7 protein-coding genes are annotated in these 9267 nt (G+C 59.0%); 5 read left to right on the forward strand and 2 right to left on the reverse strand.

The window, feature by feature from the left end:
* Positions 1 to 23 precede the first annotated feature (23 nt).
* The 3 genes from FJ404_18475 (at position 24) to FJ404_18485 (ending at position 3981) form a co-directional block, all read left to right on the forward strand.
* Entirely contained in the window at positions 24 to 1265 is a 1242-nt protein-coding gene (locus FJ404_18475) for a tetratricopeptide repeat protein (protein ID MBM3824836.1), read from the forward strand.
* Positions 1262 to 3265, forward strand: a complete 2004-nt coding sequence (locus FJ404_18480; protein ID MBM3824837.1) for a CRTAC1 family protein — start codon at positions 1262 to 1264, stop codon at positions 3263 to 3265. Before FJ404_18475 ends, FJ404_18480 begins: the two co-directional genes overlap by 4 nt.
* Positions 3266 to 3558: 293 nt before the next feature.
* The gene (locus tag FJ404_18485) at positions 3559 to 3981 is read left to right on the forward strand and encodes a HEAT repeat domain-containing protein (GenBank protein ID MBM3824838.1); all 423 of its coding nucleotides are present in this window, start codon (positions 3559 to 3561) and stop codon (positions 3979 to 3981) included.
* Positions 3982 to 4415: 434 nt separating this feature from the next.
* On the opposite strand, the gene FJ404_18490 is transcribed toward FJ404_18485, so the two are convergent.
* Positions 4416 to 5309, reverse strand: a complete 894-nt coding sequence (locus FJ404_18490; protein ID MBM3824839.1) for a type II secretion system protein — start codon at positions 5307 to 5309, stop codon at positions 4416 to 4418.
* A gap of 396 nt (positions 5310 to 5705) precedes the next feature.
* Between FJ404_18490 and FJ404_18495 the strand changes: the two genes are divergently transcribed.
* Both FJ404_18495 and FJ404_18500 read left to right on the forward strand, forming a co-directional pair.
* On the forward strand, positions 5706 to 6917 hold the full coding sequence (locus tag FJ404_18495) for a hypothetical protein (GenBank protein ID MBM3824840.1): 1212 nt from the start codon (positions 5706 to 5708) through the stop codon (positions 6915 to 6917).
* 487 nt (positions 6918 to 7404) lie between these two features.
* Positions 7405 to 8592, forward strand: coding sequence for a hypothetical protein (locus tag FJ404_18500; protein MBM3824841.1), 1188 nt, complete (start codon positions 7405 to 7407; stop codon positions 8590 to 8592).
* Between the two features lie 190 nt (positions 8593 to 8782).
* Here FJ404_18500 and FJ404_18505 read toward each other — a convergent pair.
* Positions 8783 to 9267: DUF1080 domain-containing protein (locus FJ404_18505; GenBank protein MBM3824842.1), on the reverse strand; the 485-nt coding region annotated here is incomplete at its 5' end.

The raw sequence follows: 9267 nt of genomic DNA on the forward strand, positions 1-9267 counted from the left end.
ATTTGAGCTCCGAACTGGATCGAATGGGTTCGCGATCCCGGAGGGCTGAGGATCATTCCCGCATCGGATTGATCGCCGCGGTCAACGGGCTCTGGCACGAGGCTGCCTTCGCCTTCTCCAATGCGGTCGTGCTCGAGCCTGACCAACCCCTGGCTTTGATGTATTGGGGGGTGGCGGCCCAGGAAATCAACGAACTCGAGAACGCCATCGATCTGTTCCGGCGATGCACAACGGAGCACCCGCAGTTCATGCCTGGATTTTACCGGCTCGGATTTGCCCTGCTGGCACGGGGTTCAGCTGCCGAAGCCGAGGCTGCTTTCGCGGAACTGACGCGGGGCGAACCCGGCGAATGGCGGGGTCACGCAGGTCTGGGGGAATGCAAACTCCGGCTTGGAAAACCAGGCGAAGCCCTCGTGCCACTGCAAGAGGCCATCCGTATTCATCCTTCCGCCGGTTCCGCCCACGCCCTCCTCGCTCAAGCCTTGCGCTCGCTCGGACAGACCAACGAAGCCGTTCGCCATGCGTTGCTTGGCGAGTCGGCCGCGGCGACCCCGATGCCCGACGCGTGGTCCAAGTCGGCCACGGAACACATGCGCCTTTTGCCGGATCAATTCCAACTGGCCAACGACCTGGCTTTGGAAGGAAGGCCGCTCGATGCCGTTCGCATTTTGGCGAACGCCTATTCTTTCCACGAAACCAATGTCGCCGTCATCAATCAGCTGGCCATTGCCTTGAATCGTTCCGGCCAGCCCAACAAGTCGTCCCGCCTGCTGGATCGAGCCCTCGAAATCGACCCCGCCAATGTGCCGGCGCTGGTTTCATCGGCTTTGGTTCGCAATCAACTCGAACAGAATCAAGAGGCACTCCTGTTGGCCGAACGAGCCATTGCCCTGGCTCCCAATCTCGCCCAGCCCCTCATCGCCAAGGCCAGCGCCCTCCTCGGACTCGAACGAGATGAGGATGCCCTGCAAGCGTTGGAGAAGGCCGCCACTCTCGATCCCAAGAACCCCGAGATTCCGATCGAAATGGGCGATGTTTTTTGGCGGAACCTCAAGCGAAATGAGGCTGCGCTGAGTCAGTATCGGCGGGCACGATCGTTGAATCCCGTGTCTTTCAAAGCACTTTCGCGTTTGTTTGAGTTTTCGCTGGAACAAGGCTGGATCGAAGAGGCTCGATCCTTGCTGAAGGAACTCCAATCGATCCATCCCGCCCTTACCGAGTCGGCCGGTCTGGAGCGGGCACTCTCCGCCGCAGCCCAGCCATGAGACGAGCTCCGTCGTATCCCGCCGTGGGTGGCAGGGTGGCGCCGACTGCCCGTCGGCGGCACGAGCCAAGACCCAGACTGCTTTCTTCTCCTCCTTCATCTCGTTCCCATCCCCACCTTGCAGGTTGGGCAACTTGCGCCACAGCAGACAAGGCTGTCTGCGCTACGATCTCGACTTGGTCACCGGCTCCTTCGGCTTGCGCTGGAGGAGCTCTGGTCCGGCTTGCCTGTCTTGAGTTCTTGGTCGGGTGGTTGCTGAGACGGTGCCGTTTTTCCAACCCGCCAGAGAGGCTTATCCTTGGACTTTGCCTGTGGTTGACGGCGTCGGCTGGTGGTGGATGCGGTCGGGCTCCGGAATCGACGCCGCCTCTTCCTCCTCCGCAGAACACGCCCCGGTCGCGCGAGGTGGTTTGGTTCCGGGAAGCTAGTCAGGCTTCCGGTTTGAACTTCCAGCATCGCTCGGGCCACGCCAATCGCTTTTACATGCCGGAGATGGTCACGGGCGGCGTGGGTTTGTTCGATTATGATCGGGATGGATGGATCGACATCATCTGCGTGAATGGAGGGTCGATCGAAAGGCAAGCCGAACAACCGGCCGGCCACCGGCTTTATCGCAATTTGGGAGGTTTTCGCTTCGAGGATGCCACCGAACGCGCGGGTCTCGGAGGCGTACGGGGCTACGGCATGGGCTGCGCCTGCGGGGATTTCGACGGAGATGGATTTCCGGACTTGCTCATCACTCATCTTCAAGGCAGCAAACTTTTTCGCAACCAACGGGACGGGACTTTCGCCGAGGTCACTTCCTCCTCAGGCATTGACGATGCCGGGTGGGGGACATCCGCCGCGTTCTGCGATTATGATTTGGATGGGGATCTCGATCTTCTCGTGACGCGTTATCTGCGCTGGTCACCCCAAGTCGAACTGCCGTGCTTTTCCCAGGGCGGCCGGCCCGATTACTGTTCGCCCTTGAACTACAAATCGCCCGCGATGGACGCGCTTTATGAGAACCTGGGAGGAGGGCGATTCACCAATGTGACGGCGAGGGCTGGACTGGATCAAGCTTACGGGAATGGATTGGGCGTCGCCTGCGCCGATTTCACGGGCGATGGGAAGATCGATCTGTTCGTTGCCAATGATGGGATGCCCAATCAATTGTGGGTCAATCGGGGGAATGGGCAATTTGCCGAGGAAGCAGCGCTACGTGGGTGCGCCGTAAGCTCGGTGGGAATGCCCCGGGCCGGCATGGGCGTGGCGGCGGTCGATCTGGGCCAGAGAGGTGCCCTCGATCTCTTCGTCACGCACCTCGTCGGAGAGGGGAACGGCCTTTTCATCAATTCGAACGGCTACTTTGTCGATCATCTGTCCACTCACAGCGTGAACGCCACGAGCCGGCCCTGGACGGGATTCGGCGTGGGTTTTGCCGATTTTGACAACGACGGATGGCTCGACGCGTATGTCGCCAACGGGCGAGTGAAGTATGGCGCCAAGGACTTGGACCCCCGCGATCCTTATGCCGAGCCGAATTCTCTGCTGCGCGGCCAGGCCGGGGGCGCTTTCGAAGAAGTTTCAATTCCAGGCGGAACCGACCCCGTTCTCCTGGGCACCAGCCGGGGTTTGGCCCTGGGTGATCTCGATCACGATGGGGGAATGGACGTGGTGATTGTCAACAAGGATGGGCCTTTGCATGTGCTGAAGAATGTTCACCCCGCCCGGGGCGCTTGGGCGGCCTTCCGGGTCCTCAACCGGGCCGGGACAGACGCCTTCAACGCGCGTGTAACCCTCCAGGCTGGCGGCCGCCGATGGTTCAGGGATGTATTGCCCAATCAGAGCTATTGTTCGAGCCACGATCCGCGCGTTCACTTTGGGTTGGGCTCGGTTTCCCGGATTGAATCGGTCGTCGTGCGCTGGCCGGAGGGACAGACGGAATCTTTTGCCTCGGTTTCACTGGGAACCGTTCAAGACTTGCGTCAGGGCCGAGGCGAGCCGGTTCTGCCTGAGTGATTCTTCCTTTCCGTGCATCCCGAAGTCGACTGTCGTGTGGCGCAGGCTGCCCAGCCTGCCGTATCGCCGACTGCCAGTCGGCCCGGCGGGTGAAGAACGAGGCCCTTCCGTGCTCTCCACGTGCCGGGTTCCCTTTGTCGCCCCGCAGGCTGGGCAGCCTGCAAAACAGCAGACAGGGCTGTCTGCGTTACCACGACAACCCGGTCACCGAAAACCTCTGGATGCACCGCCTCCCTTTTCCCAGTTCGAATTGAGATTGAAGGAATTGAGCAAGTAGGTTTATTGGTTTACTTATGCGACCAAGTTTCAGCTTCCTCTTCCTCCATGGATTCGTCGTCCTCCTGCTTGTTTTTGCCTCCGCGTGCGGCAAGAAGTCCGGCGCCGACGTCAATATTCAGGCCGAGATTTCAAACCTCGCCAGCGACAACGCGGAAACGCGGCAGAACGCTTGCGTCAAGCTGGGTGAAGCCAAAGAAGCGGCTTCGGCGGGGGTCAAGCCGCTGATGGCGGCATTGAAGGACAAGGACGCCCTGGTTCGCCGTCTTGCTGCTTACGCGCTGGGCGAGATCGGCGCCAAGGCCAAGGAAGCCATTCCAGCCTTGCGCGATGCGATGAAGGACCCGGATCCGTCTGTGGCGAGCTCTGCGGCAAGCGCCATTACCGCCATTGATCCTAGCCAGAAAGTCGAGTCGCTGGGGCCTAACGTTACAAATTGAGGCGTGATCCGGCTTAACGATTCGATTCATGCTTCGTCGGATCGCAAGCGGACTGCGGCGTTCATGCCGCTTCGACGCCCGTGCGACTACCTGCGAACGGTCTCTGGGGAGTGATTCATGTCGGAAGCGGCGTAAACGCCGGGCGCCGACACTCCATCGGACTGCATCACTCGCCAAGCCTCCACTTCCACTTTAGCCCGGAGATTTCATCCTTGTTCCGCAACCGGGAATTTCCGGGCTAGGGAAACCGCGCCCTGGTTGCCCGAAACGCTTCCTTTTCGATGGATCCGAAGAAGAACTACTTTCCACAGGATGTGGCCTGGGCAAAGCATGAGTGGATTAAAGTGGGGCGCGGTTTGATCTAAGCCGCATTGTTGAAACTCGATGGTGAGCGCTTCTCGTTTAAGCCGAGTGTGAAAGATGCGGGTTAGAGCTTACCGCACCGCCCGGGCATTGTAGGAAGTGCGGTCGAGCAGCCATCCCCAATCGTGGTCGCCCGATCGAACGGCGGGAGGCGAATAGGCGAAATTGGGTTTTTCCGCGAGCACGGTGGATTTCCACTTCTTGATTTCGCTGTGTCCATCGACAAAGGCGAGGCCACCCGCGCCATTGTGGTAATTGGCCGGTATGTCAATCCACCGGCGGTCCGTTTGGGAATTGAAGAAGGCTCCGTCATTGATGGAATCCGGGTTCTCGTCCAGGAACATCCAGAGCATGGAAGGGCTGGGGCGGTCCGCGTCGCCCAACTTTCGGAAGAGTTTCTCGCAATTGAGCAGGCCGTCGGAGGGGGATTTATTGCCATTGCCGATCGCGCCATTGGCGGAGATGCTGCGCACCCGCTCGGTCCAACGGCGGGCTCGTTGGGACGAATGCACGAGTTTGTCAGCGGGGCACTTGTAGAGTTTGGCGGCTTTGGCCGAGTAGTTGGCGAGCACGGCGTATCGGGGATCGATCAAGAAAAGCTCGTTGGTATTGTGCGGGCTCGTATCCCAAGTCAGCCAGCCCGTCACCCAGGGACGGAAGGCGGTGGCGCTGTTTTCATTGATGATGGCGCCTGATTGGGCTTCTCCGCCGTGGGTGACATTGGGGAATTCATCCCTGAAGTCCCCGGCGTAGAGGTTGACCGCCAGCATGAGCTGCTTGGTGTTGCTCATGCAGAGGATGCCTTGCGCCTTGGTCTTGGCTTTGGACAGCGCCGGCAGCAGCATGCCCGCGAGAATCGCGATGATGGCGATGACAACCAGGAGCTCGATGAGGGTGAACCCCTGGTGGAGGGAGCGGGACAGGCCGCTACGACATGCGGAGGTGGGAGAGGATCTTGTCATCATGGATGGAACAAATGTTGGAGTCACCTATAGGGACCCCGCACCGCAATCGTCAACCTAGGTCACTCCATTCGAAGTCTTTTCGGGCTGGTTTTACGACTGCACAGGTGTTGAAGGCGCCCGGATTCAAGGACTCCATGGGTCTTGCTCTCCTCATTTTGATAATCTCACAATCGAGACTGGTGTCCGGGGTAGACGGGGTGGATCAGGAACCAGCTTTTTTGGCGAACCTTGCCCCAAGGCCAGTTACGTGGAAAAAAAGTGTTGTCATCGACTTCCGATTTACCTATTTTTCGCAGAAATGCGTCACTTTAGGGCGCGTGGGCAAACTGTTTTTTGCCCGATGACTCAGAGATAGAATCAATCCATTAACACAACATCGCTGGAGGAACATAGACAATGAAGTTTAACAAATGGACAATGGCCTTGGCGGCCACGGGTGTGGTCAGTCTTGCATCGGCTGTTCAGGCGGAAGAAGCCAAGCAGAGCGTGATGACCGCTCTCTCTTCGACCACCTTGAGCGGTTACGTCGATACGTCGGCCATCTGGAAGTTCGGCACGGGCAACGCCTTGGTGGGCCGTTCTTACGACGGCACGGGTAAGCAGGATGGATTCAACCTGAATGCCGTCAAATTGACCTTGGAGAAGCCGGTGGACGAAGGCAATTGGTCCGCGGGCTACAAGACCGACCTGCTTTTTGGGCCTGATGCCGGGGCTTTTCGAGGCCAGACGCTCGCAGGAGGTGACGGATCGAGCCTGTCGATCAAGCAAGCTTACGTCGCGCTGCGCGCTCCGGTGGGCAACGGCATCGACATCAAGATGGGTGTGTTCGACACGGTGGTCGGATATGAAGTTTTTGATTCCGTCAACAATGCCAATTACAGCCGTTCCTACGGATATTTCCTCGAACCCTTGAGCCATACCGGTCTGCTGTTGAGCTATCAGGCAGCTGATTGGGTGAGTTTCTCGGCGGGCGTGGCGAACACCTACAATGACGCGGCGATCAACGGTCGTGCGGTTCGTGTGGGTCACCCTGGTGCCCCTCTCATTACTTCCGCAGAATCCGAGAAGACCTACATGGCGTCCATTAACCTTACGGCGCCGGAAAGCTGGGGTAGCTTCCAAGGCACCACCCTTAACCTCGGTGCTGTGAATGGATTGAATGGCGGTCCAACCGACACCACCATGCTCTATGCAGGCTTGTCGGCTCCGACACCGATGGAATCGGTCAGAGTCGGCTTGGCTTACGATCACCGACTGACCAGTTCGACGGCTGCGGGTTTCGGATCAAGCTATGCCTGGGCTGGAGCGGCTTACGTCTCCTTCAAAGCCAGCGAAAAGCTGACTCTGCATAGCCGAGCTGAATACGCCACCGGCACCGATGGCACATACGGGTACTTGAATGGCCCGAACAACGACAACCGCAATCAGCTCTTTGGCGCGACCTTGACCGCCGATTATTCCCTCTGGGAAAACGTCGTGACCCGCGCGGAGTTCCGCTGGGATACCCAACTGGCTGGAGGAGCCGACAACACCCTCGCGACGCATCCTTTCGGCCACTTGGACAAGAACGCGATTTCGCTCGCGCTCAACGTGATCTACAAGTTCTAGTTTTTGACCCGCTCACGCGGCTCAAGCAACCCCTTCCCGATTCGTCGGGAAGGGGTTTTTTGTTGCCAGGCCATTCTTGATGAACGGAGTCGGCCTCATGGATGGCAATGGGTTCACGCACCATCGGAAAGCCTCCACCGCAGAAGGCAGATCGTTTCATGAGCTGGTCAAGGCCAGATGCGGCGTGACCCGCAGCCGCATTCGTGACCGAGCCGCGAATCCGAAATGCCATGGGGAATTCGGACGATGAAGGGCGATGACGTCATTCGCGATGCCCGTTCACGTCAGTCCGTCCTTGTCGGCTCGGACGCAGCCGATACACTCTGGCCCATCCGGATGCCAGAAAGGCCTCCATCCATTGAATTGAAACGAGAGCCCGGATGCCGAGACGTTTGGGCAAGCCATCATGAACACTGTCCACCAACTCAAGACCGTCAAGAACAAGACCCAAGCCAAAGTTGAAGCCGAACTCGCCCGTACAGGAGGGTTGTTGCGCCTGGCGCCCGCCTGGGTGCCGCGTGCCTTTTTGCAACCGGGACTGCGCATCAAACTACATCCGGACGACACCTACGCTTACGGTGCCAACCGCGGCGGCATCGACGAGCGCTGGTTCGCGTCCACCACCGTCACCGCCAACGAGGGCCGGGCATGGGATGAGGGCTTGAATTACTGTGTGGTCGGCAAGGAACGCTTTACCTTGAAGCAGGCGGTGGAAGATTGCGGCGCGACGCTGGTTGGGAAATCGATTTGGAAGAAATACAGCCGCTGGCCCGTTTACTCCAAATTCTTCGACAACATGGGGCCCATCCCCCATCACATGCATCAGTCGCAGAAACAGGCCAAGCTCGTCGGTCAGGAAGGCAAGCCCGAGAGTTATTACTTTCCGCCCCAGCACAACAATGTGGGCAACAATTTTCCCTACACCTTCATGGGTTTCGAGCCGGGCACAACCAAGGCGCAGGTCAGGAAATGCCTCGAAGATTGGAACAAGGGCGACAACGGAATCCTCGACCTCTCGAAAGCCTATCGTCTCAAGCCCGGCACCGGCTGGCTCATTGACCCATGCATTCTCCACGCGCCTGGAAGCCTGTGCACCTACGAGCCGCAATGGGGCAGCGACGTGTTCGGCATGTATCAAAGCATGGTCGAAGGACGCTACGTTCCGTGGAGCCTGCTCGTGAAAGACATGCCCAAGGACAAACACAAGGATCTCGATTTCATCGTGGACCAACTGGATTGGGACAAAAACACCGACCCGAATTTCAAGGATAACCACTATCTCGAACCCGTGCCGGTGGCGGATACGCGCAAGGAAGGTTTCGTGGACCGCTGGATTGTCTACGGCAAGATCGACGGCGAACAGCTCTTCACCGCCAAGGAGTTGACGGTTGAACCGGGAGTGAAATGCACCCTCAAGGACGCCGGAGCTTATGGTCTGATCTGCGTGCAAGGCTCGGGCAAGATCAATGGACAACCGTTGAACAGCCCCAAGCTCATCCGTTTCCACGAATTGACGGAGGACGAGTATTTCTGCACCGAAGACGGCGCGAAGAACGGCGTGACCTTCGAGAACACCAGTGAGACCGAACCGCTCGTGACGCTCCGCTACTTCGGCCCCGAGGTGAATCCGGACGCCCCGGCGATGGGGGCGTATCGGAAGAACAAGTTCAGCTGAAGCTGCCAAGCACGCACGCACTCCTGGCCGAATATGTGATGTGCTGACCTGGCATGGTGCGGACGCGGTCCTCCCGCGAAAGGAATCGCGGCAGGTTGAAAAGCCGACCCAGTAAAACTCGCACTGCCGGACGCGATGGGGCAGGCGACGTCTTCGGTCATAGCCCAAAATCCAGGGGCGATTCACCCTTTCACGACGGGAGTTTGAGCAGTTCGACTTTGCGGAATTGGATCGGGTGGCTCTCGGATTGAAGCGAGATCGTGCCGCGGTCGAGCAGTTTGGGGTGGCCCGCCGCCAGCAAACGTTGCGCGCTGGCGTCTCGTTCGTCGAGTTGGGCTTGCTCGTATTCGAGCACAACCTCGCCGTCCATCCAGTGCCGGATGGCGCCATGACCGCGAACTTCGACTTCGGCGGTTACCCATTGGTCGCCGTGGTAAGTCTTCGATTTGGAGTTTAAGCAGTGGGGTGTGTAAAGTTTGCCTTCGCGCACGACGTGGGTGCCCGGGGTGCAGAGGTTGAGTGTGGTGCGCGGGTTCTTGCCGTCTCCACCCAGCAGTTGAGCTTCGATGGAGGCCGGGAAGTCCTGGTCCAGCGTCATCGATTCCGGCGTCTGCCCGTGGAGCATGAGGCCGCTGTTGCGAACCGCCCAGCCCGGGCCGCCGGGCACTTGCGTGC

This window comes from Verrucomicrobiota bacterium (assembly GCA_016871495.1).
Taxonomy (GTDB): Bacteria; Verrucomicrobiota; Verrucomicrobiia; order Limisphaerales; family VHDF01; genus VHDF01.

Bases quoted from the DNA above. Each gene is read 5' to 3' on its own strand.
- FJ404_18485 (MBM3824838.1), top strand. From the start codon at position 3,559: ATGCGACCAAGTTTCAGCTTCCTCTTCCTCCATGGATTCGTCGTCCTC.
- FJ404_18480 (MBM3824837.1), top strand. From the start codon at position 1,262: ATGAGACGAGCTCCGTCGTATCCCGCCGTGGGTGGCAGGGTGGCGCCG.
- FJ404_18495 (MBM3824840.1), top strand. From the start codon at position 5,706: ATGAAGTTTAACAAATGGACAATGGCCTTGGCGGCCACGGGTGTGGTC.
- FJ404_18490 (MBM3824839.1), bottom strand. From the start codon at position 5,309: ATGATGACAAGATCCTCTCCCACCTCCGCATGTCGTAGCGGCCTGTCC.
- FJ404_18475 (MBM3824836.1), top strand. From the start codon at position 24: ATGGGTTCGCGATCCCGGAGGGCTGAGGATCATTCCCGCATCGGATTG.